The organism is Streptomyces argenteolus, from assembly GCF_042902585.1.
Taxonomy (GTDB): Bacteria; Actinomycetota; Actinomycetes; order Streptomycetales; family Streptomycetaceae; genus Streptomyces; species Streptomyces argenteolus.
Genome location: NZ_JBIBEG010000001.1, coordinates 687,354 through 711,864, shown reverse-complemented (window position 1 = coordinate 711,864; position 24,511 = coordinate 687,354). Strand labels below are relative to the sequence as shown.

Sequence of the window (24,511 nt, the reverse complement as noted above, 5' to 3'; positions counted from 1 at the left end):
CCTAGCGCCGGCGCAGGCCCCGGTCGACCGCGGTCATCAGCTCGCCGTCGTCCGTGTCACCGTCCAGCGACCAGAACATCGCACCGCCGAGCCCTCGGTCGCGGATGTACGAGGTCTTGGTGCGCAGCACCGCCGGGTCGTCGTACGTCCAGAGGGTGGAGCCGTCGAACAGCCAGGCGTGACCGTTGCGGGCGTCCCGGTGCACCGTGAACTTCCCCGAATCGGCCAGCTTCTTGAGCGCCTTGTAGTCCTCGTAGCCCGCGGCGTAGGTGGCGGGCGCGGGTGCCGTCGCCGGCTGCCCCAGCCCGTCCCCGCCGCCGGTGACGCCCGTCCAGCCCTGGCCGTAGAAGGGCATGCCCATCACCAGCTTGCGGGCGGGAGCGCCGCGCCTGATCCAGTCGCGGACCGTCTGGTCGACGCTGAAGTCGCCCTTGGCGTACAGGGCCGACTGCTGGGCGGTCGTCGTCTCGCCGGAGACGTGGAAGTCGTACCCCTGGAGATTGACGAAGTCGAAGTCCCGCATGATGCGGGGTACGTCGAAGCCGGCGTCGATCTTGGCGGGGGCGGTGGGGACGAAGGCCGAGAGCTCGTAGTGCTTCGGCTTCCCCTTCCGGGCGCTCCTGGCGTAGGCGTCGAGCTGCGTGCGGAACTCGTGGACCAGTGCGGTGAAGTTCCGCTTGTCCTCCGGGCGGTACACGGTGTCCGTGTCGCCGGCCGAGCCGGGCCATTCCCAGTCGAGGTCGATACCGTCGAAGAGCCCGGCCGCGGCCCCCTCGCCACCGCGTGCGCCGTCGACGGGCAGGTTGCCCTTGATGTACAGGTCGATGCAGGAGCTGACCAGCGCCTTGCGGGACGCGGGGGTGCGGGCGGCGTCCGAGAAGTGGGTGGACCAGCTCCATCCGCCCAGGGAGATCATCACCTTGAGGCCGGGGTGCTTGTCCTTGAGCTCGCGCAGCTGGTTGAAGTTGCCCGCGAGGGGCTGTGTCGCCGTGTCGGCGACACCGTCGACCGAGCCGGCGGCGTCCAGCGGACGGGCGTAGTCCGCCCAGGCGTCGGCCTCGCCGGGCACGTTGCCGGTGAAGCACTCACCTTCGGGGCTGACGTTGCCGAAGGCGTAGTTGATGTGGGTCAGCTTGGCGGCGGTACCGCTGGTGTCCAGGTCCTTGACCTGGAAGTCGCGTCCGTAGACGCCCCACTGGGTGAAGTAGCCGACGGTTCGGTACGCGCGGTCGTGGTGGCCCGCGGCCCGGTCGGTGCCCTCCGCCGTGGCGGCGGGGGCGAGGCCGGCGAGCAGGGTGAGGGCGCAGGCGGCGGTGATCGTTCCGGTCAAGGTTCTTCGGCGCATGGGGCTCGTTCCTGTGCGTGGTCCGGGATGAGGGCCGGGTACGTGTCCGAGAGGTGTTCCGGTGCCCGAGGGGCAACGGGAGCCGTGCTGTGCACAGGAACGTATTGGTCTGGACCAAAGCGGTCAAGACTCCGTCGCCATCCGCCGGGAGTCCGCTCGGGTATGCGCTGGTCGACGGCGAATCATCACTTCGAGTGAAACCCTGGCCTGCGCTTGCGGTCTTCAACCCACCGTTGCGACGCTGTTGCTGTCTGTCAACCTGTTGGGAGTGGCCCGTGGCTTTCGGTGAGCAGCCCGCCTATCTGCGCGTGGCGAGCGATCTCAGGGAGAAGATCGTCAACGGCGCGCTGCCGCCCCGCACCCGCCTGCCCTCGCAGGCCCGGATCCGCGAGGAGTACGGGGTCTCGGACACCGTGGCGCTGGAGGCGCGCAAGGTGCTGATGGCGGAAGGCCTCGTGGAGGGGCGGTCGGGCTCGGGCACCTACGTGCGGGAGCGTCCGGTGCCGCGCAGGATCGCCCGCTCCGGTTACCGGGCGGGAGGGGGGTCCACCCCGTTCCGTCAGGAGCAGACGGCGGAAGGGGCGCGGGGCACCTGGGAGTCCCGCAGCGAGCAGGAGGGGGCGAGCCCCGAGGTCGCCGAGCGGCTGGGCATCGAGCCGGGTGACCGTGTGATGCGCACGAGGTACGTCTTCCGGGAGGCCGGTGAGCCGGTGATGCTCTCCACGTCCTGGGAGCCCCTGGCCGTCACGGGGCGTACGCCGGTGATGCTGCCGGAGGAGGGCCCGTTGGGCGGCTGCGGTGTGGTCGAGCGGATGGCGGCCATCGACATCGTCGTGGACAACGTGGCCGAGGAGGTCGGCGCGCGCCCGGGGCTGGCGGAGGAGCTCCTGGCGCTCGGCGGGGTCCCGGGCCATGTGGTGATGGTGATCGGACGGACGTACTACGCCTCGGGCCGCGCGGTGGAGACGGCCGACGTCGTGGTGCCCGCCGACCGGTACAGGATCGCCTACCATCTGCCGGTCAAATAGCGGGCGGGGCGGCCGTGGTGACCGGTGGGAGGGACCGGTTGTCCGCCGCGTGTGATGCGGAGTTAACACCTCCGGCGCGTACGTAACCGGCGGGCAACCCTTCGTCGTGACGTCTTGTCATGTCCGCCTCCTAGCTTCCCGTTCGTCACCCGCACACCGGACCGACGAACGGGAAGTCACCGATGACGGACATCGCAACGTCCACGCCGGGCGAGGCGCCGCTCCACGAACCTCAGGAAGGCCCCCGGCCGCCCGGGCGGAGCTACGCCAGGCTCGCGGCCGACGAGAGCCGCGAGGACTACTCCCTGCGCTACGCGCCGCATTCCTTCCGGCGCTGGTCGCCCTCGACGGTCGCGGGCACGGCGCTCGGCGGCATCGCGTATCTCGCCGACTTCGCGATCGGCGCGTCGATCGTCTTCACCTACGGCTTCACCAGCGGGCTGGCCTCGATCCTGGCTGCGGCGGCGATCATCTTCCTCACCGGCATACCGATCGCCCGGGCCTGTGCGAAGTACGGCCTGGACATGGACCTGGTCACCCGCGGGGCGGGCTTCGGCTACTTCGGTTCGACCCTGACCTCGCTGATCTACGCGTCCTTCACCTTCATCTTCTTCGCGCTCGAAGGCTCGATCATGGCGCAGGCCATGCACCAGGCGATCGGGTTGCCGGTGGAGATCGGCTATCTGGTCACCACGCTGATCGTCATCCCCATCGTGTTCCGGGGCATGGGGGCGCTGGCCAAGGTGCAGGCCTGGACGCAGCCGGTCTGGATCATCGGCATGATCCTGCCCTTCGTGGTGCTCGCCTTCGAAGCCCCGGACTCCTGGGGCGCCTTCAGCTCCTTCGGCGGTACGGAGGGGGCCGGTCCGGGCTTCTCCTGGATCGCCTTCGGGCTCGGCACGGGTGTCGCGCTCTCACTCATCGCCCAGATCGGTGAGCAGGCCGACTACCTGCGCTTCATGCCGGCCCGGACGGAGGCCAACAAGCGGCGCTGGAACCTCGCCGTTCTCGCCGCCGGTCCCGGCTGGGTGATCATCGGTGCCGCGAAGCAGCTGGGGGGCGCCTTCCTCGCCTTCGTCGCGCTGGAGGCGGTCGGCAAGACGCACGCCCTGGAGCCGATCGCGCCGCAGATCGAAGCCCTCAAGCCGTGGCTCGGCTCCTTCGCGCTGCCCGCAGCGGCCCTCTTCGTGATCGTCTCCCAGATCAAGATCAATGTGACCAACGCCTACAGCGGTTCGCTGTCCTGGTCGAACTTCTTCTCCCGCATCACGCACAAGCACCCCGGCCGGGTCTGGTACATCTTCCTCAATCTCGCCATCGCGCTCACGCTGATGGAGATGAACATGTTCGCCGCCCTCAACAAGCTGCTGGGCTTCTACTCCAACGTGGGCATCGCCTGGATCGTGGCCGTCGCCGCCGACCTGGTCATCAACAAGCGGATCGGGCTGAGCCCCCGTTACATCGAGTTCAAGCGCGCCTACCTCTACGCGGTCAATCCGGCCGGCTTCGGGGCGATGGTCATCGCCTCCACCGTCTCGATCCTCGCCTTCTTCGGTCTGTTCGGCCGGTACGCCGAGGCGTTCTCCACCTTCATCGCGGCCGGACTCGCGCTGGTCCTCTGCCCGTCGATCGCCTGGCTGACGAAGGGGAAGTACTACCTGGCGCGCCCGAATCCGGTCAACGGCCCCGATGTCGAGATCGCCGACATCACGGCCACCCACACCTGCGCGGTCTGCGAGACCGCCTACGAGCTGCCGGACATCGCCGACTGCCCCGTCCAGGCCGGTCCGATCTGCTCGCTCTGCTGCTCGCTGGACGCGGAGTGCGGTGACGTCTGCCGCAAGGAATCGGGCGCGGCCCCGGTGCTGCTGCCGATGCCGGCCCTGCCGGCCCCGAGGACCCCGGCCGGCTGACGCCGGGAGGGGAGCTCGCCAAGGGGGCGCATTCGTGAGAGTGCGCCCCCTTCGATGTGGCCGGATGCGTGCCTCTTTGTGTAAATCCGCATTCGCTGCGTGAAGGTCAGGCGTACGCTCGGGCATATGCGTACTGCGGTTTCCTGGGGATCCTTAGAGACGTGCACGCCGGTGGGGAGAGGGGCGAGATGCTGGGGAGAGACGTCATGACCGACAGCGGTGCCGTGCTCCCCTGGCTGGTGATCAGACAGGACGACAACGGCAACAGGTACCGCGTCGGGCGTTACGCGACGCAGGACGAGGCGCAGAAGATCGCGGACGGCCTGGACCGGAACGGGCACAAGCAGCTGTACTGGGTGGAGCGCACGACCCGGGGCGCGCACCCGTAACGGGAGACGCCACCGGTTACGCTCCGGCGCATGAGTGATTCCGTGGTGGTGGCCGGAGCCGTCTGTGACGGCGGACGGCTCCTGGCCGCCCGCCGCAGCGCCCCGCCGGAGCTGAAGGGCCGCTGGGAGCTGCCCGGCGGCAAGCGGGAGCCGGGTGAGAGCGGCGAGCAGGCGCTCGTACGGGAGCTCCGGGAGGAGCTCGGCGTGGAGGCGGAGCCGCTGGAGCGCATCCCCGGGGAGTGGCCGCTGAAGCCCGGCCTCGTGCTGCGGGTGTGGATGGTCCGGCTCGTGTCGGGCGAGCCCAGCCCGCTGGAGGACCACGACGAGCTGCGCTGGCTCGCTCCGGAGGAGGCGGACTCCGTCGACTGGCTGGACCAGGACCGGCCTGCCGTGACCGAGGCCGTGCGCCGCCTGCGCGAGGCGCGGCGCGCCTGACGTGCGGGGTGGGGTGGCCGTCGTGCAGGGTGGGCTCTCCCGTGTGCCGAGTGGGGGCCTCTGCCGTGCCGGGCCCGGGGGCGTGCGCCGGGCGAGCGGGTCGGGAGCGCGGGCTGACGTGCCGGGAGAGGTGTCCGCCGTGCCGGACCGGGGGACGTGCGCCGGATGTGCCGCGCGGCCGTGTGCCGGACGCCGGGTCGAGAGCGGGCCGACGTGCCGGGCAGGGGCCTCTGCCGTGCCGGGCCGGGGGTGTCTGTAGGCCGGGCGGGGGCCGTCCGAGGCTTGGCGAACGCGCGCCTGACGTGCCGTGCGAGCGGGTGCGGCCCCGGCGTGCGGTGGCCTGCCTGCCGGGTGAGCACGCGCCGTGGCCAGGCGCGACGGCCTGCCGTCCCTGACCTGGCCGCCTCCCCGGGCGCCCCCTTCCTCGTTCGTACCCGTCCCACCCGCGTGCTCGGCCTCCCTCCGGTTGCCCGTAGCGCCGCGCCCCGCCCGCCTGGCCTTTCCTCCGCTCGTTCGTCCTCGCGCCACGTGTTCCGGGCCGCCGTGTCCTTGCGTACCCTCCCGCTCGGCGTGGGCTGCCCGGCGGACGTGCGAGTGGGCCGGGGTGGCATACGCCCGTACGACCCATCCCTCACCATCAGCGATAAGGTGCACCAAATATCGGGTATGTGCCGATTAGTCCTTTGACGAGGGATGTGCCCGCAGCCGGCCCTGGGAAGTGATCGGCGTGACCGATACCGAAGGCGAGTGCGCCGAGTGGAGCTTTCCGGCGGTACCGGGCTCCGTGCGCAGCGCCAGGCATGCGGTCCGGGACGCCCTGCACCACTGGGGGCTCAACGCGGCGGTGGGGGATGTCGCCGTCCTCCTCGTCAGTGAACTGGTGACCAATTCCCTGCGCTATGCCTCCGGCCCCATCGGGGTCCGGCTGGTGCGTCCGCATCCGGACGGCGGACGGCCCGCAGGCGGGGGGGACGAGCCGGGCCTGCTCGTGGAAGTCTCCGATCCGGTTCCGGATCCGCCCACCGAACGCAGTGCCGGGCCCGAGGACGAGGGGGGCCGCGGGCTCCAGCTCGTGGCCTGTTCCGCACGCCGCTGGGGCACCCGGCGCGGAAAGACCGGCAAGACCGTGTGGTTCGAGCTCCCTCTGTCTGGTTAGGAGTGCAAGGGGACGCACAGCGATCACCGGAGGTCGGGCAGAACCTGGCTGAAAGGGACTGAGACCGTGCTGTGATCGTGAACGCCGTGCCGGTGAGGCCCGTAGTGCTGAATACTGCGGGCAGGACCGGTCCGGTGTGTGAGCTGGAGGGGACGGTCGCGTGAGCGAGATACCTGGGACAGCGGGCGACGTCATGTGGCAGAGCAGCCCGCCTGGCTCGATCTATGACTACATCAGGGTCGCCTCATTCTCGATCGGGCCCGACGGGCTGATCGAGCAGTGGAGCCGGAGGGCCGCTGGTCTGTTCGGCATGGCCTCCGACGAGGTGGTGGGCAAGGATCCGGTCGAGGCGTTCATGCCCGCCGAGCTGCGCCCGGATGCCCACAGGCGGGTCGGTGAGATCCTCGACGGCAAGGAATGGACGGGCCTCGTCCCGTTCCGGATCCCGGGTGAGAACTCCGTGCGCGGACTCGCCGAGATCTACGTCATGCCGAGCGAGACGGGGACGGGTGAACGTGCCGCGCTCTGCATCGTCGTCGACGTCAGGGCGTTGCGGCGGATCGAGACGGACCTCGCGGCCTCACAGGCGATTTTCGGCCAATCGCCCTTCGGTTTCGTCCTCTTCGGCACCGATTTCACCGTCGTACGAGCCAACCAGAGATTCGCGACCGTCTTCGGGGGCGAGGCCGACGACCACCGTGGCCGCACCGTGGAGGACTACCTGCCCCGGCCGGAGGCCGAACGCCTCTCCGCCACCCTCCGGCGGGTACTGGACACGGGCGACGCGGTCACCGACCTCCAGCTCGTCGGGACCCCGCCCGGCGCCCCGGGACGGCGCCACTGGTCCATGAACCTCTACCGCGTGCACAGCGGTTCGGGGCGCCCCATCGGCATAGCCGGTCTGGCCACCGATGTCACGCAGCGGCACATCGCCGCCCGCGAGGCGGCCAGTGCCCGGCGTAACCTCGCGCTGCTCAACGAGGCCAGCGCACGCATCGGCAACTCCCTCGACCTGGAGACCACCGCCCGGGAACTGCTCGACGTCGCGGTGCCCGGATTCTGCGACCTGGCCTCCGTCGACCTGTACCAGGGTCTGCTCACCGGCGAGGAGGCCTCACCCGCCAGCTGGGGGCGGCACCATCAGGAGTCGGGCACCGGCTCGGCCGACCTGCGCAGGGTGGCCCACGCCAGCGCCGTGTCCGACGCGCTCCCCGGGGTCATCCCCGGCGCCCGGGCCGGCGAGGGGGCACCCCACGGGGCCACCGGTCCGCCCGCACTCGGCTCGGTCCACCGCTACCCCTTCCACTCGCCCTGCGCCGTCGCCCTGCGCAGCGGACGCGTGACGGCCGTGCCCGGCGACGAACGCGGCTTCGTCCACTCCACCCTCGCCGTGCCGATGGTCGCCCACGACATCGTCGTCGGCCTCGTGCAGTTCTCCCGTACGAAGGGCAGCGAACCCTTCGGCGAGCGGGACAGGGCGCTGGCCACCGAGCTCGCCGCCCGCGCGGCGGTCTGCATCGACAACGCCCGCCTCTACCGCCGCGAGCACGAGCGCGCGCTGATCCTCCAGCGCAGCCTGCTCCCGCCGGGCGACCCGGAGGCCGCGGGACTCGACATCGCCTGCCGCTACCTCCCGGGCAACACGGCCACCGAGGTCGGCGGCGACTGGTTCGACGTGATCGAGCTCCCCGGCCACCGCACCGCCCTGGTCGTCGGGGACGTGATGGGGCGCGGGCTGCGGGCCGCCGTGGCCATGGGAGAACTGCGCACCGCCGTACGGACCCTGGCCCTCCTGGACCTGGAGCCCGCCGAGGTGCTCTCCGCCCTGGACGAGGTCGCCCGGGGACTGGGCACCCCGGGCGGCGGCGAGCGCAGCGACGGCTTCGGCGCGGGCGGCGGGGCCCAGTGGCCCTCCCGGGCGGCCCAGAAGTCACGCGAGGCCGACCTCTCCGAGGTCTACCTGGCGACCTGTGTGTACGCGGTCTACGACCCGGTCACCCGGCGGTGCACCTTCGCCAACGCCGGTCATCTCCCGCCGGTGGTGGCCGAGCCCGGTGAACCCGCGATGCTGCTCGACGTGCCGCCGGGCATGCCGCTCGGTGTCGGGGGCGAGCCGTTCGAGGAGGTCGAGGTGGAGCTGAAGGAAGGCTCCCTGCTGGCCCTCTACACCGACGGGCTCGTCGAGTCGCGCGACCATCCGCTCGACGAGGGCCTGGACGCCTTCCGGCTCGCCCTGGCCGAGCCCTCGCAGCCGCTCGAGGACGTCTGCGACCACGTGCTGTCCACGCTGGACACCCGGCACGGCGAGGACGACATCGCCCTGCTGATGGCCCGTATCCAGGGGCTCGCCCCGGACGCGGTCGGCGACTGGCGGCTGCCGCGGGAGCTCCGCTCGGTGGCTCGCGCCCGGGAGATGGCCCGTGAACAGCTCGTCTCCTGGGGCCTGGACGACCTGGTGGACACCACCGAACTGCTCGTCAGCGAGTTGGTCACCAACGCGCTGCGGTACGGCGAGGGCGAGATCAGGCTCAGGCTGCTCCGGGACCGTACGCTCGTCTGCGAGGTCTGGGACGCGGGCCTCGTCCAGCCGCGGCGCCGGCGCGCCCGCGACACCGACGAGGGCGGACGCGGGCTGCAGCTGGTCGGGCTCCTCAGCGCGGCCTGGGGGTCACGGCGCACCCCGCGCGGCAAGACGGTCTGGTTCGAACTTGCCCTGCCCGACGGAGAGCCCGCCGCGGAACTCTCCGTGGAGCAGTTGCTGAGCATGTACTGACCGCGCTCGGAGGGACGGCAGGCGTCACGAAGCGGACTTCAGGGCCGCGAGCCGGGCCTCGATCTCCGCGCTGTCCCCGAGGGCGTCCAGCTGCTCGAACTGGGCGTCCAGGGACGACGCGGCGAGTTCCTGCTTGCCCACCGCCCTGGCCTCCTCGCGCCGCACCTTGTCCTCGAACCGGCCGAGCTCGCTCGTCGGGTCCATGACATCGATGCTCTTGACGGCGTCCATCATCCGGTTCTGCGCCTGCGCGGACGCGGCGCGCGCCACCAGTTCGTCGCGCTTGGACCTCAGCTGGGCCAGCTTGTCCTTCATCTGGTCCAGCCCCGCCTTCAGTTTGTCCACCACCACGGTCTGCGAGGCGATGGTGGGCTCCGCCGTCTGCGCCTCCTGCTCCGACCGGAGCTGCCGCCCCAGGGCGACCTTGGCGAGATTGTCGAACCGGTCGGCCTCCGCCCCCGCCCCGCCGGCCCGCAGTTCGTCGGCCTTCCTGCTGGCGGCGAGGGCCTTCTGGCCCCACTCCCTGGCCGCGTCGACGTCCTCCCGGTGGTCCTCCTCCATCAGCCGGAGATTGCCGATGGTCGCCGCCACCGCCTGCTCGGCCTCCGCGATGTTGTTCGTGTAGTCGCGGATCAGCTGGTCCAGCATCTTCTGCGGATCCTCCGCCTGGTCGATCAGGGCGTTGATGTTGGCCCGCGCCAGCTGGGTGACGCGGCCGAGGACGGTCTGCTTGCTCATGGCACCTCTCCTTGTGACGACACCTGGTTGTGCGGAACGTCAGGCGCACGGCCGGGGGCACCTGACGCACGGGGCGGGCCAGCGCGGTCAGAAGCGGCCCCCGCCGCCGCGCCGGCCGCGGGTCCCTCCGCCGCCGAAGCTGCCCGGCCCACCGCCGAACCCGCCCCCGGAGCCGCCGAATCCGCCGCCGAAGCCTCCCCCCGGTCCTCCGCCCCGGCCACCTCCGCCGAGCAGACCGCCGAGGATGATGCCGCCCAGCACGGCGCCGCCCGCCCCGCCCCCGCCGCGCGGGCCGCCGAAACCGCTCTGGTCGCGGTAGTTCCGTACGTCCTGCTCGGCCAGGCTCCGCGCCTGCGCGGCCAGGGCGTCCGCCTGCTGGGCCTCGGCCAGGGCGCCCTGCGGATCGTTCGACCCCGACCGTTCTCCGGCCCGCTCCCACCGCCGCTGGGCCTCCGCGAGCCGGGTGCGCGCCTGGCTGCCCACGGCTCCCCGGTTGGTGGTGATGTAGTCGGCCGCGGCGCCGATCTCCGCCCGCGCGGTGAGCATCGCCTGATCGAGGAGCGAGCGGGCCCGCCGGCCGCCGTGTTCCTCCTCGCGGGCTCCGGCCAGGGCCTCGTCCAGCGCCGCGTCCGCCTCCTCCACCCTGCGGAGCGCGTCGATCGGGTCGTACGGACCGGACGCCGTCTCCCCTCCGACGTCGGCGACCACTGCCTCGGCCCGGGCGACCCTGCCCCGCAGGTCCGCGGTGGACACGCCCTCCGGGGTGCCGGCGAGCAGACCCCTGGCGTCGGCCAGGTCGGTCTGCGTCTCCGTGAGCGCGCCGGGCAGCTTCTCCGCCGCCTCGGCCAGCTCCCCGGACCGCCGGTCGACGGCGTCCACCAGGGTGGAGATCTGCTGGATCGCCCCTTCGGCGGCGCGGACGTAGACCGCCGCCTCCGAGTTGTTCCCGCTGTCCACCGCCTGACGGGCCTTGTTGAGGCTGGAGGTGGTGAAGACCAGCCGGTCCTTGGCCTGTTCGACGCCCTCGGCCGAGGGATCGGTGGCCGAGGGGGCGTACCGTCCGCGCATCGAGGCGAGCGCCGTCTCCGTGGCGGAGACCCGGGCGAGCAGTTCGCGGAACGTGGTCTCGGCGGTGCTCACGGCCTGCGGGGCGTTCTGTTCGAGCGCGCGCAGCCGGTCGAAGTCCTCGGACACGGCGTCCAGGCGTTCGTTCGCGTCGGTGCAGCGGTCGATGATCTCGTCCATCATGCGGCGCCGGGTCGCGTCGTCCTCCGGGAAGGCGTCGTCCAGCTGCTGCCGCAGCCGGAAGGCCTCGGTCAGCTCGGCCTTGGCGTGCGCGACGGCCTCCGCGAAGGGCGCGGCGGCCTCCTCGCCGAACTGGGCGACGGCGAAGCCGAGTTCCTCCTCGCTGGTGCGCACGGAGTCGTCCGTGTCGACCAGGTCGGCCGTCGCCCGAGCGTCCAGCTCCGGCAGCGGGACCTGCGGTGCGGCCGTGCCCGTCCCCCCGCTTCCCCAGCCGCCCGCCGCGGGTGTCGTCCGGGTCGCCGTACGCCGCCTGCGGCGGGCGAAGGCGAAGAAGGCGACCGCGCCCGCCACGACGACGACGGCCAGCGGCACGAGCAGATTGACGGAGGCGCCGCTGTCGGAGCCGCCGCCGGGATCCGCGGCGCCCGGGGTGAGGGCGGGTGTGGGCACCGGGTCACCCGCCAGGACCGCGGCGTAGCCGTCGGCGGCGCCGATCGCGGCACCGGCCCAGTCGTTCTGCCGGAGCGCAGGTTCGATCGCGGTGTTCGCCACGTCCTGGAGCTGCGCGTCGGTGAGCCGTGACCCCTGGTCGACGGAGTAGGCGTACTGCCGGGCGTGGGTGGCCACCGCCAGCAGGAGGTCCTCCTGCCCGAGGCCGTTGCGGTTCGCGGTCTCGTCGGCCCAGGTCCGGGCGTCGCGGCCGGAGAAGTCACGTACGTACACGACGAACAGCTGGACCCGCCGCTCGTCGAACAACCGGTCGAGCGCGGCCTCGACCTGCGCTTTCCGGTCTCCGAGCGCGTCCACCCTGTCGGTGATCTGCCCGTCGCGGGACAGCTCGACGGGATCCTCGCCCTGGGCGCCCGGGGCACCCGGCAGGGCGATCCAGAGCACCGCGGCCAGCGCGGCGACGAGGACCCTGCCGGCTGTCGAAGACCGGGAGGTCCCGGTACGGCTCGCAGGCGGCGTCACATCTGGGAGGCTATGTCCGCCCGCTGCCACCCGCGACCCGGCGCGTTCCGGGGACCCGCGGGGCGGGGACCGGGGACGGCGGCCGGGCTGCGGGGAAGGGCGGGGGCGTCCGAGGAGTCCGCCCCGGAGGCTCCGGGGGAGGAGCCGCGGCCGGACGGGACGGTGCGGTGCGGGAGCCGCCGCCCGTCAGGTGGCGACGGCTCCCGCACCCCGGGGGGCCTGTCAGGTGGCCCCGGTCGTGGGCCGGCGTCAGCCGGCGGTGCGGGGCAGCTGCCGGGTGCGGCCCAGCGAGCCGAGCCACTCGGCCGAGGGCCGCGCGGTCCGCTCGAAGGTCTCCCAGTCCACGGCGATCAGCCCGAAGGTCGGTGCGAACGAGCCCCACTCGTAGTTGTCGAGGGCGCTCCAGGCCAGGTAGCCCTGGACGTTCAGCCCGTCCTCGATCGCGGAGGCCACCTCGTTCAGCGCGCCCGTGTAGTAGGCGACGCGGCGGGTGTCGTCGGCGGTGGCGATGCCGTTCTCCGTGACGATCAGCGGCATCTCCGGGCCGATGACCTCGGCGGTGTGGCGCAGGGCGTGCCCGACGGCGGCCGGGTAGTACTCCCACTGCGTGAGCGTCCGCTCGACGTCGCCGGCCGTGGGGATCGGGCCGTCGGGACCGATCTCGGTGCGGGTGTAGGACTGCACCCCGATCCAGTCGTCGCCCCGGGCCGCCTCGATGAAGACGTCCTCGCGCGGATGGCGGTAGGCGGCCGTGACCTCCTCCGCGCCCGGGCGGGCCTGGTAGACCTGGTTGGCGATGGTCCAGCCGACCTGGATGCCCGCGTCGATCGCGCGGACCTCCTTCACGGCCGCGTGGTGCGCGGCGATGACCGCCTCGGTGGTCTCGTCGTCAGGAGTGGGCAGTCCGGCGGGCGGGAAGCCGATGTCGCCGCGCTTCGCCTGACCGGCCATGACGGCGATCATGTTCGGCTCGTTGATGGTGCAGACGTGGCTGACGCCCTCGGAGATCACGGGCGCGCAGGCCGCGACGTACCGCGCGAAGAGCTCGGTGGCGCCGTCCGCCGTCCAGCCGCCCCGCGCCTCGAACCACTGCGGCACGGTGAAGTGGTGCAGGGTCACCATCGGGCGCAGCCCGCGGGCGATCGCGCCCTCGACCATGCGCCGGTAGTGGGCGAGCTCCGCGCGGGAGAAGCGCCCCTCGACGGGCTCGACGCGCGCCCACTCGACGGAGAAGCGGTAGTCGGTGAAACCGAGGGACGCCAGCAGGTCCATGTCCTCGGTCCAGCGGTGGTAACTGTCGCAGGCGTCCAGGCTGGGCTCCTGGATGTGCGTACCGGTGGAGTGCTCCTTGACCCACCAGTCGCTGTTCGTGTTGTTGCCCTCGATCTGGTGGGCGGCCGTGGAGGCGCCCCACAGGAAGCCTTCGGGGAACGGGACCTGGATGTGCGTCATCGCGAAATGTCTCTCTGGTGCGGGGAGGGGTGCGGCCGTGGGGTGGGGTGACGGCCTCGTGGGTGTACGGGGGCCCTGCCGGGCGGGCTACTTCATGCCCGCCGTGGCGATGCCCTGGGTGAAGTGCCGCTGCAGGGCGATGAAGAGGATCAGCACCGGCAGGACGACGAGGAAGGCTCCGGCCATCAGCATGCCGTTGGAGCCGCCCGCCTTGTTGGGGTCGGTGGCGAAGGTGGCCAGCGCGACCGGGAGCGTGTACTTGTCCGGGTCGTTGGTCGCGATCAGCGGCCAGACGAAGTTGTTCCAGGAGCCGAGGAAGGTGAAGATCGAGAGCGTCGCGAGGGCGGGCTTCACCAGCGGCATCACGATCCGCCAGAAGATGTACCACTCTCCCGCGCCGTCCATCCGGGCCGCTTCCAGGAGCTCGTCGGGGATCGACTGCATGAACTGGCGCATCAGGAAGACGCCGAACGCGCCGGCCGCGAAGGGCAGCACCAGGCCGGCGTACGAGTCGATCAGCTTCAACTTGCTCATCAGCACGAACAGCGGCAGCAGCATGAGGTTGCCGGGCACCATCAGCGCCCCGAGGACCACACCGAAGATCTTGTTGCGTCCGACGAACCTCAGCTTGGCCAGCGCGTACCCGAGCATCGAGCAGAAGACCAGGTTCGAGACGGTGACCAGCACCGCCACGATCACGGAGTTCATGAAGTAGAGCGGCAGGTCCAGCTTGTCCAGCAGCTGCCGGAAGTTGTCCAGCGTCCATTCGGTGGGGATCCACACCGGAGGACTGGCCGAGAGCTCGCTGGTCGTCTTGAACGACGAGACGGCCATCCAGAGGAACGGCGCCGACATGATCAGCAGGCCCAGCGAGAGCAGGACGTAGACCAGGGGACGCCTCAGGTTCCGGGACCTGCCCGTGGGAGCCGTGCGCGCGGGTGCTTGGCCGACGGTCATTTGGTGTTGTCCTTCAGCAGTCGGAGCTGCAGCACCGTGATGCCCATGATCACCACGAAGAGCACATACGCCATGGCGCTCGCGTAGCCCATGTGGAAGAAGTTGAAGCCCTCGCGGTACATGTTCAGCGACACGGTCAGCGTGGAGTCGGAGGGGCCGCCCTGCGTCATCACGAACGGCTCCTCGAAGACGTTGAGGTAGCCGATGGTGGTGATCACCGTGGCGTAGAGGAGCGTCGGTCGCAGCAGCGGCACCGTGATCCCCCGGAACTCCTGCCACACCCCGGCGCCGTCGAGCCGCGCGGCCTCACGGACCTCGGTGGGAATGGCCTGAAGGCCCGCGATGAAGAGCACCATGACCGTACCGACGTTGCGCCAGACCGCCATCGCGATCATCGAGGGCATCGCCAGCGTCTCGGAACCGAGGAAGTCGGGTGCGGTGAGGCCCACTTCGGAGAAGAGGCCCGCGATCAGCCCGTCGCTCGGGTCCAGCACGAACCGCCACACCACGGCCACGGCCACGATGGTGGTGACCACCGGGGCGTAGAAACCGACCCGGAAGAAGGTCCTCGCCCGGTCGATGCCGTTGTTCAGCAGTACGGCGACGACCAGCCCGATCGCGATCGTGAGCGGGACGCCCACGACCACGAAGTACGCCGTGTTGAGGAGCGACGTGAGGAACTTCTCGTCGCCGAACAGCTCGGTGTAGTTCTCGAAGCCGATGAAGTTCGCTTCCCAGGGGCGCGTCACGTTGCGCAGCCCGAAGTCGGTGAAGCTCATCAGCAGCGTGGCGAGGATCGGGAACGCCATGAAGACGGTGAACAGGACGAGGAAGGGCATGGAGAACAGCCAGCCCGCCGCGTTCTGTACGCCCATCGAGCGCTTCCGGCGCCCCGCACCGGCCCGGGGCGGGGCGGGGGCGGGACCGTCCTTCACCGTGGCCGGCTGTGCGGCCGTCGAGGTCGTGGTGCCCATGGCTCCTACTTCACGAGGGCTTCGATCTCGGACTGCGCGGCCTTCAGCGCGTCCTCGGCGGAAGCCTTGCCCTGCGTCACCTTCGCGATCGCCTGGTCGACCTTGTCGGTGATCTCGGTCAGCGTGGGGGTGGAGGGGGAGGACTTGGCGGTGTCCATCTGCTTCTTGAAGACCTGGAGGTTCGCGTCGTCGGCGAGCGTGCCGGACTCCCAGGCCGCGGTGTTCGCGGGGAGGTCCTTGGTCCGCTCGTACCAGTCGGCCTGGCCCTCGGCGTCCGTGAGGTACGTGATGAACTCCGTGGCGGCGGCCTTGTGCTCACTGTCCTTGGAGATCACCAGGGAGGAGCCGCCCGCCATCGACACGGAGGACGCGTCCGCCGGGACCGGGGCCACGGCCCACTTGCCCTTGATCTGCGGCTGGCCCTCGTCGAGCAGGGTGACGTGCCACGGGCCGCCGAAGAACATGGGGACGCGGCCGTTGCCGAAGTCCTTCACGACGTCGTAGCCCGGCTGCACCGACTTGTTGGCGAGGCCCTTGTCGAAGTACGTGCCGTACTCCTTCAGCGCCTTGACCGCCTCGGGGCTGTCGATGGCGGCCTTGCCGTCGTCGTCGAGGATCGTGCCGCCGGCGGAGTAGAGGAACGGGTAGAAACTCTGCACCGTGTCCAGGCCGCTCGGCTGGATGGACAGGCCCCACTTGGTGCCGGCCTTCTTCTGGTACGCGGTGGCCAGGTCCTGCATCTCCTGCCAGTCGGCGGGCGCCTTGTCGACGCCGGCCTTCTTCGCGAGGTCGGTGCGGTAGTAGAGGACGCGGGTGTCGACGTACCACGGCACGCCGTACGCGGTGCCGTCCACCTCGCCCTGGTTCCAGCCCGCGGGGAAGAAGTCCGCCTTGTCGAAGACCTTCGTGTCGACCGGCTCCAGGACGCCGAGCTCGGCGAACTCCCCCATGTAGCTGCCGCCCATCTGCGCCACGTCCGGCATGGTGCCGGCCGCGGCGGCGGAGACGAGCTTCTGGTGGGCGACGTCCCAGCCGACCGGGGTCACCTTGACGGTGACGTTCGGGTTGGCCTTCTCGTACACCTCGGCCACCTCGGCGAGCTTCTCGCCCTCGGCGCCCATGGCCCAGACGGTGAGCGTCTGCTTCGCGTCCGCGGCGACGTCGTCGCCACCGGAGCCGCCGCAGGCGGAGACGCCGAGGGCGAGCGCCACGGTGATGGCTGCGGAGGCGGTTCTGGCGGTGCGGGACATGGAGGGCTCCTCCTCGAGCAATCCGGATGTATGCGCTGCCTGTAAGCGCATACATCACTCTGCTGTAGTCGTTCGGGAAACCGCAAGAGGGTGCTGGGTCACACTCGTGCAACGTGCCGGACACCTGGAGGGTTGTTCGTGGCACCGTATGCACACTGTTTGCGGATTTGAAGTGGATGTGACCGATTCCGCTTGTTTGGCGGGATTCCGGGCTCCGGAAGCGGCCCGTTACTGTCCTGCGCATGACTTCGTTCGCGCACGACTTCCCCTTCGACCCGGCCTACGGGCGGACGCTCGACGAGCTGCTGCGCGTCGAGGCGCCGACCGCTCCGGGGGACTTCGAGGCGTTCTGGAGGGCCCGGCACCGCGAGGCCCGCGCCGTCGTCACCGCGCCCGAGCTCGGGCCGGTGGAGGAGGAGCGCGACGGGCTCCGGCTGCACGCTGTGACCTTCACCTCCGTCGGGGGCGTGCGCCTCGGGGGCTGGGTCGCGCTGCCCGTGGACGGCCCGGCGGAGCACGGCTTCGTCGTCGGCCACGGATACGGCGGGCGGGAGCGGCCGGGGCCCGACGTGCCGCTGCCGCTGCCCCGGTCGGCGGCGATCCTGCCCTGCGTGCGCGGCATGGGCGGACGGGGACTGGTGCCCGGGATACCGGCCGAGGCCGCGGGGCACGTGCTGCACGGCATCGACGCGCGCGACACCTATGTCATCGGCGACTGTGTGGCGGACCTGTGGTGCGCGGCATCGGCGCTGCAGGAGGTGCTGCCGCAGCTCGCAGGGCCCGCGCGGCTCGGCTACCTCGGGGAGAGCTTCGGCGGCGGGCTCGGGGCGCTCGCGCTGCCCTGGGACGACCGGTTCCGCGCCGCCCAGCTCACGGTCCCCACCTTCGGCAACCACCCGCTCAGGCTCACCCTGCCCTGCGCCGGCAGCGGTGAGTCGGTGCGCGCCCACCACCGGCTCCACCCCGCGGTGACGGAGGTGCTGCGGTACTTCGACGCGGCGACGGCGGCCACGCGGCTGGAGCTGCCGACGCTGGTCGCCGCGGCGCTGTTCGACCCGGCGGTCCCGCCGCCCGGGCAGTTCGCCGTGTACAACGCGCTGCCCGGTCCCCGGGAACTGCTCGTGCTGCGGGCGGGGCATTTCGCGTACAGGGGGATCGTGGAGGAGACGGCCGGGCTCGTGGCGCGCCGCGCGCGGTTCTTCGGGGCGCACCTCTGAGGCGTGCCGGCCGGCCCGTTCAGCCGCAGCCGCAGCTCGACCGGCGGGCCAGGGAGACCGGGAGCTCCAGCGAGACCGGGGTGCGGCTCGGGTCCGCCAGGCGTTGCACCAGCAACTCCACGGCCTGTTCGCCGAGCTGCCGGATGGGCTGCCGCACGGTGGTCAGCGACGGCCGGACGATCCGGCTCAGCGGAATCCCGTCGAAGCCGGTCACCGCGATGTCCTCGGGCACCCGCACCCCGCGCCGCTCCAGGGCGCGCAGGGCGCCCACGGCCATCTGGTCGTTGGCGAAGAGCACCGCGTCCGGGCGCTCGGTGCCCCGGTCGAGCAGCGCCTCGGCGGCCCGCGCCCCCTCGGCGCGCGTCATCATCCCCGTCCGCAGGTCCGGTGCCTCGGGGACGGGCAGCCCGGCGTCGCGGCAGGCGTCGCGGAAGCCGCGGAAGCGGGCCTCGGCGTCCGGCGAGTCGGGATCGCCGCCGACGAAGGCGAGCCGGCGGAGCCCGTGGTCCTCGATGAGGTGGCGGGCCAGCTCGCGTTCCCCGGCGGCGTTCGCGACGACGATGTGGTCCAGGTGGTCGATCTCGCGTGGCCCGGCGAGCATCACCACCGGCAGCCGGCGCGATATGACGTCGAGATCCCCGGTCGGCACGGTCTGCGCCAGCACGGCGAAGCCGTCCACCCGGCCCGCGACCTTGGCGACGAGGCTCTCCGGCCCACCCTCCAGCGACGCCGCGATCAGCAGGGCGTAGCCGTGCCGGCGGGCCGCCCGCTCCATGCCCCGGATGATCTGGTCGGAGTACAGCATCGCCGCGTCCTCGGCCTCGCTGTCGTTCTCCGCGTCGGCCTCGGCGTCCGGATCGGCGTAGTCGGGGAAGCAGAGGCCCAGCACGCCGGTGGTGCGGCTGGCCAGCCCCCGGGCGTTGCCGCTCGGTACGTAGCCGAGTTCGCGCGCCGCCTCCAGGACCCGTTCGCGGGTCTGGGCGCGCACGGAGTCCGGGGTGCGGTAGACCCGGGAGACCGTGGCGATCGACACGCCCGACCGCTCGGCGACGTCGTACACCGTGGGGGCACTCACTCGACCGACCGTCCGCTTCTTCTTCCCTGCGACACCCGCTGCTGCGGATGGCGGCCCTCTTCTGAAAGCGCATTCACCCTAGATCGCGTGCCCGGCGGCGGGCAACAGCGACCCTCGCCGCCCTCTCCTCTCTCAGGGGCGCGGCCACCCGAACGGGGGTGAGCCCGAAAATAGACAGGCCACCTTGCAAGTTGCCCTGTCCATCTTTACGGTGGGACCCATGTCCGAACCCTCCGGCGGCGCCCCGGCGCGGCCCACCCCCGACCCGGTGGCCGATCCCGGCGCCGAGCGCGTCGCGGCCGAACTCTCGGCCGTGGTCGGACGGCTGCTCCGGAGGCTGCGCAGCTCCTCGGCGGACAGTCTGCTCACTCCCTCCCAGCGATCGGTCCTGGCCAGGCTCCAGGACGACGGGCCGGCCACCACGGCCGCGCTCGCCCGTGCCGAACTCGTCAGGCCGCAGTCGATGCGGCTCACCCTCGGCGCGCTGGAGAGCCAGGGGTTCGTCACCCGGGCTCCCGATCCCGAGGACGGCCGCAAGTCGGTCGTCTCCGTCACCGAGCGGGGGACCGCCACCCTGGCAGGAGTGCGGGCCGCCAAGCGGAGCTGGCTGGCCGAGGCGATCGCGGGAGAGCTGGACGGCGCGGAGCGCCGCGCGCTCGCCGAGGCCACCGAGCTCATCGCCCGTCTGGTCGACGAGTGAACCGGCCGGGCCCGTCGGCGGTACGGCGCGGAGGACGGCCGGCGGCTCCGGGCCCGGCCGCGGCTCCGGGCCCGGCCCCGTCGGCGGCCCTCGCAGCGGCCCCCGGCCCCTCCGATGAGCCCGGCTTCGGCGCCCGGCTCACCGCGCCCCTGCTGATGGGCTCCCTGCTCAATCCGCTCAACACCACGATGATCTCCACCGCCTTGGTGTCCATCGGGCACTCCTTCGGCATCGGGGCGGCCGGCACCGCGTGGCTCATCTCCGTCCTCTATCTCGCCAGCGCGGTCGCCCAGCCGGTGCTCGGCAAGCTCGCGGACACCCTCGGCCCGCGCCGGGTCTTCCTGGCCGGTCTCGTCGTCGTGGTCGCGTCAGGCCTGGTCGGCACCCTCGCCCCCGGCTTCGGCGCGCTGATCGTCTCCCGGGTGCTCCTGGGCATCGGAACCTCCGCCGCCTACCCGGCCGCCATGGCCGTGCTGCGTGACGAGTCGCGGCGTCTCGGCCGTCCCACTCCGCGCCCCGTGCTGGCCCGGCTCTCCTTCGCCGCCCTGGGCAGCGCCGCCGTCGGGCCCGCGCTCGGCGGGCTGCTCGTGACCGTCGTCGGCTGGCGCGGGATCTTCGCGGTCAACGTGCCGATCGCGCTGCTCACCCTCGGTGCGGCGCTGCTCTGGGTCCCGGCCGACCCGCCGCGTGAGCGGGCCGCCGACGGCGGCGCCGTCAGGGTGTCGCTGGACCCGCTCGGGACAGGCCTGTTCACCGCCGCTCTGACGGTGCTGGTCTTCTTCCTCCTCGACCTGGCCGACCCCCGGTGGTGGCTGCTTGCCCCCTTCGCCGTGCTGACCGCCGTACTGGCCTGGTGGCAACTACGCGCCCCGCAGCCGTTCATGGACGTCCGGATGCTCGCGGGCAACGGAGCACTGCTGAGGACGTACGCGCGCCACGGGCTCAGCTATCTGCTCATCTACTGCATGATGTACGGCTTCACGCAGTGGCTGGAGGAGGCCCGCGGCTTCTCCTCGGGCCAGGCCGGGCTGCTGATGCTGCCGATGTCGGTCACCGCGCTCGTCTGCTCGCTGCTCGGCGCCCGTACCAAGGGGCTGCGCGGCCCGCTGACCCTGGCCTGTGTCCTGCTCACCGCCGGCGGGGGAATCCTGCTCCTGCTCTCCGGCGACAGCCCGCTCGGCGTCCTGTTGATCGCCGGAGCGTGCTTCGGCGCCTCGCAGGGGCTCGTCGGCACGAGCAACCAGGCGGCGGTCCAGGCCTACGCCCCGGCCGAGAGCATCGGGGCCGCCGCCGGGCTCCAGCGCACCGCGCAGTACATCGGCGCGATCACCGCGTCCAGCCTGATCGCCCTGGCCTACGCCGGCGCGGCGAGCGACGCGGGACTGCACCTCATGGCGGCGGTCGCCGTCGTCCTGGGCGTCCTGCTGACCGTGCTCACCCTCACCGACGGCGCCCTGCGCGCCCGCACCTGACCGGCCCGCCCGGCTTCCCCGCGCCCCCGCGCGGACGCAACGAACAGCGCCACCCCAAGGAGTACGCACATGACCGCCACCGTCCTGGACCCCCGCACCGCTCTCGTCGTCGTCGACCTCCAGAAGGGCATCGTCGCCCTGCCGACGGCGCACCCGGCGGAGGGCGTCGTCGCCCGTTCGGCCACCCTCGCCGACGCGTTCCGGGCCAAGGGCCTCCCGGTCTTCCTGGTCCACGTGACCGGGGGCGCGCCCGGCCGCACCGAGAGCGGTGCCCCGGCCCGCGAGCCCGCCCCGGACTGGTCCGACCTCGTGCCCGAGATCGGACCGCGCGACGGGGACGTCGTCGTCACCAAGCAGCAGTGGGGCGCCTTCCACGGCACCGCGCTCGACCTGGAACTGCGCCGCCGGGGCATCACCCAGGTGGTGCTGAGCGGCATCGCCACCAGCATCGGCGTCGAGTCCACCGCCCGCGCCGCCCATGAGCACGGCTACCACGTCACCGTCGCGACGGACGCGGTCACCGACATGGACGCCGACGCCCACCGCAACAGCGTGGAGAAGATCTTCCCGAGGCTCGGCGAGACCGGCACCACCGACGCGATCGTCGCACTGCTGGGCTGACCCCTCCGGGGCCGGACGGCGGCCGGACCGAGGCCGAACCGGGCCGGACGGCGGCCGGACGGGGGCCGCTCGGGTGAGATCCGTGGTCCCCCCGGCCGCGTCCGCCCCCGCCCGCGCGTGAAAGTGCGTTCAGTGGATCAGCGAATCAGTCTGATCAACTGCAAATGCCACCAGAACGCATCATCCGGTCCCTTCCGGTACGGGGTGGACCGGGCCGGCCCCGGAGGTATCAGCCATGGCCCATCTCGGCGTCCCGCACGGGACGGCCCGAAAGCGCCGCTCGGTCGCGCTCCTGGCGACAGGTGTGCTCACGATCCCGGTACTGGCGGGCTGTACCGCGGACAGCGAGGGCCCCAGCCCGGTGGCCGCACCCCAGGACATCGCCCCCGCGTCCCGGGACCGGGTCGCCGACGGCTCCACCCTCACCTGGGCGATCGATGCGGTGCCCGCCACGCTCAACGCCTTCCAGGCCGACGCCGACGGCGCGACCGCGCGCATCACCGGCGCCCTGCTGCCCTCGCTCTTCCCCATGAACGCCAAGGGGGAGCCGAAGCTCAACCCCGACTTCCTGGAATCGGCGAAGGTGATCGAGCAGGAGCCCAAGCAGGTCGTCCTCTACAAGCTCAACCAGCAGGCGGTGTGGAGCGACGGCCGCGAGATCGGCGCCCCCGACTTCGTCGCCCAGTGGCGCGCGCTGAGCGGCAAGGACTCGGCGTTCTGGACCGCGCGCAACGCGGGGTACGAGCGGATCGAGAAGATCGAACGCGGCAAGGACGACCTCCAGGTCCGGGTCACCTTCTCCAAGCCGTACGCCGACTGGCGCTCGCTGTTCTCGCCGCTCTACCCCAAGGAGGTGACGGGCTCGCCCGGCACCTTCAACGACGGTGCCCGGACCACCCTCAAGAACACCGCCGGGCCCTTCCGGCTGCGGGGCGTGGACAAGAAGAAGGGGACCGTCGTCCTCGACCGGAACCCGCGCTGGTGGGGCGACGAGGCCAAGCTCGAGTCCCTCGTCTTCCGCGCCGTCGAACCCGCGGACCGGGCCGACGCGCTCACCGCGGGCACGGTGGACGTCGCCGACATCGAGCCGGCGACGGCGAACCGCATCGCCCTGGCCGCCCGCGAGGGCGCCGGGAACGCCGGGGCGCCCGCCCACGGTCCCGGCTCCGGCACCACCCCCGCCTCGGCCCTGCGGTCCTGGGCGCTGGCCCACGGCTCGGACGAGGAGGCCGCCGAGACGGCACGGGCCGCCCGCAAGAAGAACCAGGAGGCCGTCGCCGTGTACGCCGCCGAGCAGAAGGCGCTGCGCGGTTTCGACGTACGCAAGTCGCTGGAGCCCGCGTACACGCAGCTCGCGCTGAACGGCGAGTCCGGGCCCCTCTCGGACGACCGGGTGCGGCGCGCCATCGCCCGGACGCTGGACCGCCAGGAGCTCGCCGACACCGTGCTGAAGCCGCTCGGCCTCTCCGCGGCCCCGCCCGGAAGCCATCTGGCCCTGGCCGGGCAGCCCGCGTACAAGGACGGCAGCGGGGCGCTCGGCGAGCAGGACACCAAGGAGGCGCGGGCGCTGCTCGCCGACGCGGGGTGGACCCCGGGCGGAGCCGTCCGCCGGACCGAGGACACCAAGGCGGGCAGCGAGGCCGAGAAGAAGAAGGAAAAGGAAGGGGAGAGCGGGAAGAAGGCGGGGGAGGCAGGCGAGGACGAGAAGGCCGCCAAGGACGGGAAGAAGGCCGGCGCCGACGGCGAGGCGGACAAGGCCGCGAAGGACGACGCCGCGTCGCGGGACGAGGGGACGTACATCGTCGGCGACGACAAGCCCGGCGACCGCAAGGCCGGTGACGCCGGGATCGCCGCACAGGACAAGAGCCCCGGCGGCGCCGCAGGGGCCTACGCCCCGGCGGGCACCGCCGCTCCGGCCCCCGCCTCGGTCAGGCACCGCGTCGGCAAGGCCGGCAAGCCGCTGACCCTGCGCTTCGTCCTCCCCTCGGGACCCGGGTCGCAGTCGCTGCGCAGCGTCGGCGAGAAGATCGTCGAGATGCTGGACACCATCGGCATCGGCACCCAGATCACCAAGGTCCCCGACGAGAGCTACTTCAAGGACCACATCGCCTCCGGTGACTACGACATGGCGCTGTACTCCTGGCCCGCCACCGCCTACCCGGCGACGGACGGCCGCCCGATCTTCGCCAAGCCGGAACCCGCCACGGACGGCTCGCTGCTCGTCGAGCAGAACTACACCCGGGTCGGTTCGGACCACATCGACCAGCTCTTCGACCGGGCGGTCTCCGAACTCGACGCGAACGCGGCCAGGGATCTCCTCAAGCAGGCCGACGCACGGATCTGGGCTGCGGCAGGATCGATTCCGCTGTATCAGAGGCCACAGCTTGTCGCGGTCGACAGGAAGCTCGTGAACGTCGGCGCCTTCGGCTTCGCCGCACCCCGCTACGAGGACATCGGCTTCACCGCGCGACAAGCGGCAGGTTCCCCCGCGAATCGTAAGAAGTAGCAGGTCAAAGCCGTATTCGAAGCTCAGATACAGCTCAATTCCCTTGCCCGCCGGAACCTCCGGCGGGCAAGGTGGTGTCCGCCCAGACCCGGGCTGTTCCTCTTCCCACACCCCTTGCCGTCCGCCCGCACACCGGCCGGACGATGACGTAATACCGGCTGAATATCGGCTGAATATCGGCTGAATCATGGCCGAACCCCGGCTCCGACGATCGGGCCGGGAAGCCCCGGACTCGACGGGCCCGTACCATTGGACTAGCCGTGGCGTGCCGCCCGGCGGGCGTACGAGGACTC

The 24,511-nt window shown here is 71.9% G+C and carries 19 protein-coding genes; 11 read left to right on the top strand and 8 right to left on the bottom strand.

Annotation, left to right across the window (positions count from 1 at the left end):
* Window position 1 precedes the first annotated feature (1 nt).
* Window positions 2-1,345 (bottom strand): glycoside hydrolase family 18 protein, encoded by a 1,344-nt coding sequence (locus ACFY8O_RS03135; RefSeq protein ID WP_145803555.1) that lies wholly within the window; start codon window positions 1,343-1,345, stop codon window positions 2-4.
* Window positions 1,346-1,620: 275 nt separating this feature from the next.
* Between ACFY8O_RS03135 and ACFY8O_RS03130 the strand changes: the two genes are divergently transcribed.
* The 6 genes from ACFY8O_RS03130 (at window position 1,621) to ACFY8O_RS03105 (ending at window position 9,039) form a co-directional block, all read left to right on the top strand.
* Window positions 1,621-2,373 carry a GntR family transcriptional regulator gene (locus ACFY8O_RS03130; protein ID WP_145803553.1) on the top strand — a complete coding sequence of 251 codons (753 nt, stop codon included), beginning with the start codon at window positions 1,621-1,623 and terminating at the stop codon, window positions 2,371-2,373.
* Between the two features lie 182 nt (window positions 2,374-2,555).
* Window positions 2,556-4,286, top strand: a complete 1,731-nt coding sequence (locus ACFY8O_RS03125; protein ID WP_387898267.1) for a purine-cytosine permease family protein — start codon at window positions 2,556-2,558, stop codon at window positions 4,284-4,286.
* Window positions 4,287-4,474: 188 nt separating this feature from the next.
* On the top strand, window positions 4,475-4,675 hold the full coding sequence (locus ACFY8O_RS03120; protein ID WP_145803550.1) for an SPOR domain-containing protein: 201 nt from the start codon (window positions 4,475-4,477) through the stop codon (window positions 4,673-4,675).
* A gap of 30 nt (window positions 4,676-4,705) precedes the next feature.
* A complete protein-coding gene (locus ACFY8O_RS03115) occupies window positions 4,706-5,110 on the top strand; it encodes a (deoxy)nucleoside triphosphate pyrophosphohydrolase (RefSeq protein ID WP_145803548.1) in 405 nt (134 codons plus the stop codon).
* A gap of 718 nt (window positions 5,111-5,828) precedes the next feature.
* Window positions 5,829-6,266: an ATP-binding protein gene (locus ACFY8O_RS03110; protein ID WP_145803546.1), complete on the top strand. Its 438-nt coding sequence runs from the start codon at window positions 5,829-5,831 to the stop codon at window positions 6,264-6,266.
* 193 nt (window positions 6,267-6,459) lie between these two features.
* Entirely contained in the window at window positions 6,460-9,039 is a 2,580-nt protein-coding gene (locus ACFY8O_RS03105) for a SpoIIE family protein phosphatase (protein ID WP_387899539.1), read from the top strand.
* 24 nt (window positions 9,040-9,063) lie between these two features.
* Here ACFY8O_RS03105 and ACFY8O_RS03100 read toward each other — a convergent pair whose 3' ends face one another.
* The 6 genes from ACFY8O_RS03100 to ACFY8O_RS03075 form a co-directional block, all read right to left on the bottom strand.
* Complete coding sequence (locus ACFY8O_RS03100) at window positions 9,064-9,777, bottom strand: PspA/IM30 family protein (RefSeq protein WP_145803544.1); 714 nt, start codon at window positions 9,775-9,777, stop codon at window positions 9,064-9,066.
* 87 nt (window positions 9,778-9,864) lie between these two features.
* Window positions 9,865-11,994 carry a TPM domain-containing protein gene (locus ACFY8O_RS03095; protein ID WP_387898261.1) on the bottom strand — a complete coding sequence of 710 codons (2,130 nt, stop codon included), beginning with the start codon at window positions 11,992-11,994 and terminating at the stop codon, window positions 9,865-9,867.
* Window positions 11,995-12,243: 249 nt separating this feature from the next.
* Complete coding sequence (locus tag ACFY8O_RS03090; RefSeq protein ID WP_145803540.1) at window positions 12,244-13,446, bottom strand: glycoside hydrolase family 1 protein; 1,203 nt, start codon at window positions 13,444-13,446, stop codon at window positions 12,244-12,246.
* 87 nt (window positions 13,447-13,533) lie between these two features.
* The gene (locus ACFY8O_RS03085) at window positions 13,534-14,403 is read right to left on the bottom strand and encodes a carbohydrate ABC transporter permease (protein WP_387898258.1); all 870 of its coding nucleotides are present in this window, start codon (window positions 14,401-14,403) and stop codon (window positions 13,534-13,536) included.
* Complete coding sequence (locus ACFY8O_RS03080; RefSeq protein ID WP_387898255.1) at window positions 14,400-15,377, bottom strand: carbohydrate ABC transporter permease; 978 nt, start codon at window positions 15,375-15,377, stop codon at window positions 14,400-14,402. The genes ACFY8O_RS03085 and ACFY8O_RS03080 overlap by 4 nt, the downstream gene beginning before the upstream one ends.
* Before the next feature lie 5 nt (window positions 15,378-15,382).
* The gene (locus ACFY8O_RS03075) at window positions 15,383-16,627 is read right to left on the bottom strand and encodes a sugar ABC transporter substrate-binding protein (protein WP_387898252.1); all 1,245 of its coding nucleotides are present in this window, start codon (window positions 16,625-16,627) and stop codon (window positions 15,383-15,385) included.
* Between the two features lie 242 nt (window positions 16,628-16,869).
* On the opposite strand from ACFY8O_RS03075, the gene ACFY8O_RS03070 reads away from it, so the two are divergent.
* Window positions 16,870-17,844, top strand: a complete 975-nt coding sequence (locus tag ACFY8O_RS03070; protein WP_387898249.1) for an acetylxylan esterase — start codon at window positions 16,870-16,872, stop codon at window positions 17,842-17,844.
* A gap of 19 nt (window positions 17,845-17,863) precedes the next feature.
* On the opposite strand, the gene ACFY8O_RS03065 is transcribed toward ACFY8O_RS03070, so the two are convergent.
* Window positions 17,864-18,919 carry a LacI family DNA-binding transcriptional regulator gene (locus ACFY8O_RS03065; protein ID WP_387898246.1) on the bottom strand — a complete coding sequence of 352 codons (1,056 nt, stop codon included), beginning with the start codon at window positions 18,917-18,919 and terminating at the stop codon, window positions 17,864-17,866.
* A 220-nt stretch (window positions 18,920-19,139) separates the two neighbouring features.
* Between ACFY8O_RS03065 and ACFY8O_RS03060 the strand changes: the two genes are divergently transcribed.
* The 4 genes from ACFY8O_RS03060 to ACFY8O_RS03045 all read left to right on the top strand — a co-directional run bounded on the left by ACFY8O_RS03060 (window position 19,140) and on the right by ACFY8O_RS03045 (window position 24,218).
* Window positions 19,140-19,619 (top strand): MarR family winged helix-turn-helix transcriptional regulator, encoded by a 480-nt coding sequence (locus ACFY8O_RS03060; RefSeq protein WP_387898243.1) that lies wholly within the window; start codon window positions 19,140-19,142, stop codon window positions 19,617-19,619.
* The gene (locus ACFY8O_RS03055) at window positions 19,616-21,091 is read left to right on the top strand and encodes an MFS transporter (protein ID WP_387898240.1); all 1,476 of its coding nucleotides are present in this window, start codon (window positions 19,616-19,618) and stop codon (window positions 21,089-21,091) included. Before ACFY8O_RS03060 ends, ACFY8O_RS03055 begins: the two co-directional genes overlap by 4 nt.
* 69 nt (window positions 21,092-21,160) lie before the next feature.
* Window positions 21,161-21,712 carry an isochorismatase family protein gene (locus tag ACFY8O_RS03050; RefSeq protein ID WP_145803527.1) on the top strand — a complete coding sequence of 184 codons (552 nt, stop codon included), beginning with the start codon at window positions 21,161-21,163 and terminating at the stop codon, window positions 21,710-21,712.
* A gap of 235 nt (window positions 21,713-21,947) precedes the next feature.
* Entirely contained in the window at window positions 21,948-24,218 is a 2,271-nt protein-coding gene (locus tag ACFY8O_RS03045) for an ABC transporter family substrate-binding protein (RefSeq protein WP_387898236.1), read from the top strand.
* The last annotated feature ends 293 nt before the right edge of the window (window positions 24,219-24,511 follow it).

Coding starts and splice junctions, on each gene's coding strand:
- ACFY8O_RS03135 (WP_145803555.1), bottom strand. CDS start 1,345: ATGCGCCGAAGAACCTTGACCGGAACGATCACCGCCGCCTGCGCCCTC.
- ACFY8O_RS03125 (WP_387898267.1), top strand. CDS start 2,556: ATGACGGACATCGCAACGTCCACGCCGGGCGAGGCGCCGCTCCACGAA.
- ACFY8O_RS03120 (WP_145803550.1), top strand. CDS start 4,475: ATGCTGGGGAGAGACGTCATGACCGACAGCGGTGCCGTGCTCCCCTGG.
- ACFY8O_RS03115 (WP_145803548.1), top strand. CDS start 4,706: ATGAGTGATTCCGTGGTGGTGGCCGGAGCCGTCTGTGACGGCGGACGG.
- ACFY8O_RS03105 (WP_387899539.1), top strand. CDS start 6,460: ATGTGGCAGAGCAGCCCGCCTGGCTCGATCTATGACTACATCAGGGTC.
- ACFY8O_RS03100 (WP_145803544.1), bottom strand. CDS start 9,777: ATGAGCAAGCAGACCGTCCTCGGCCGCGTCACCCAGCTGGCGCGGGCC.
- ACFY8O_RS03090 (WP_145803540.1), bottom strand. CDS start 13,446: ATGACGCACATCCAGGTCCCGTTCCCCGAAGGCTTCCTGTGGGGCGCC.
- ACFY8O_RS03085 (WP_387898258.1), bottom strand. CDS start 14,403: ATGACCGTCGGCCAAGCACCCGCGCGCACGGCTCCCACGGGCAGGTCC.
- ACFY8O_RS03080 (WP_387898255.1), bottom strand. CDS start 15,377: ATGGGCACCACGACCTCGACGGCCGCACAGCCGGCCACGGTGAAGGAC.
- ACFY8O_RS03075 (WP_387898252.1), bottom strand. CDS start 16,627: ATGTCCCGCACCGCCAGAACCGCCTCCGCAGCCATCACCGTGGCGCTC.
- ACFY8O_RS03070 (WP_387898249.1), top strand. CDS start 16,870: ATGACTTCGTTCGCGCACGACTTCCCCTTCGACCCGGCCTACGGGCGG.
- ACFY8O_RS03060 (WP_387898243.1), top strand. CDS start 19,140: ATGTCCGAACCCTCCGGCGGCGCCCCGGCGCGGCCCACCCCCGACCCG.
- ACFY8O_RS03050 (WP_145803527.1), top strand. CDS start 21,161: ATGACCGCCACCGTCCTGGACCCCCGCACCGCTCTCGTCGTCGTCGAC.
- ACFY8O_RS03045 (WP_387898236.1), top strand. CDS start 21,948: ATGGCCCATCTCGGCGTCCCGCACGGGACGGCCCGAAAGCGCCGCTCG.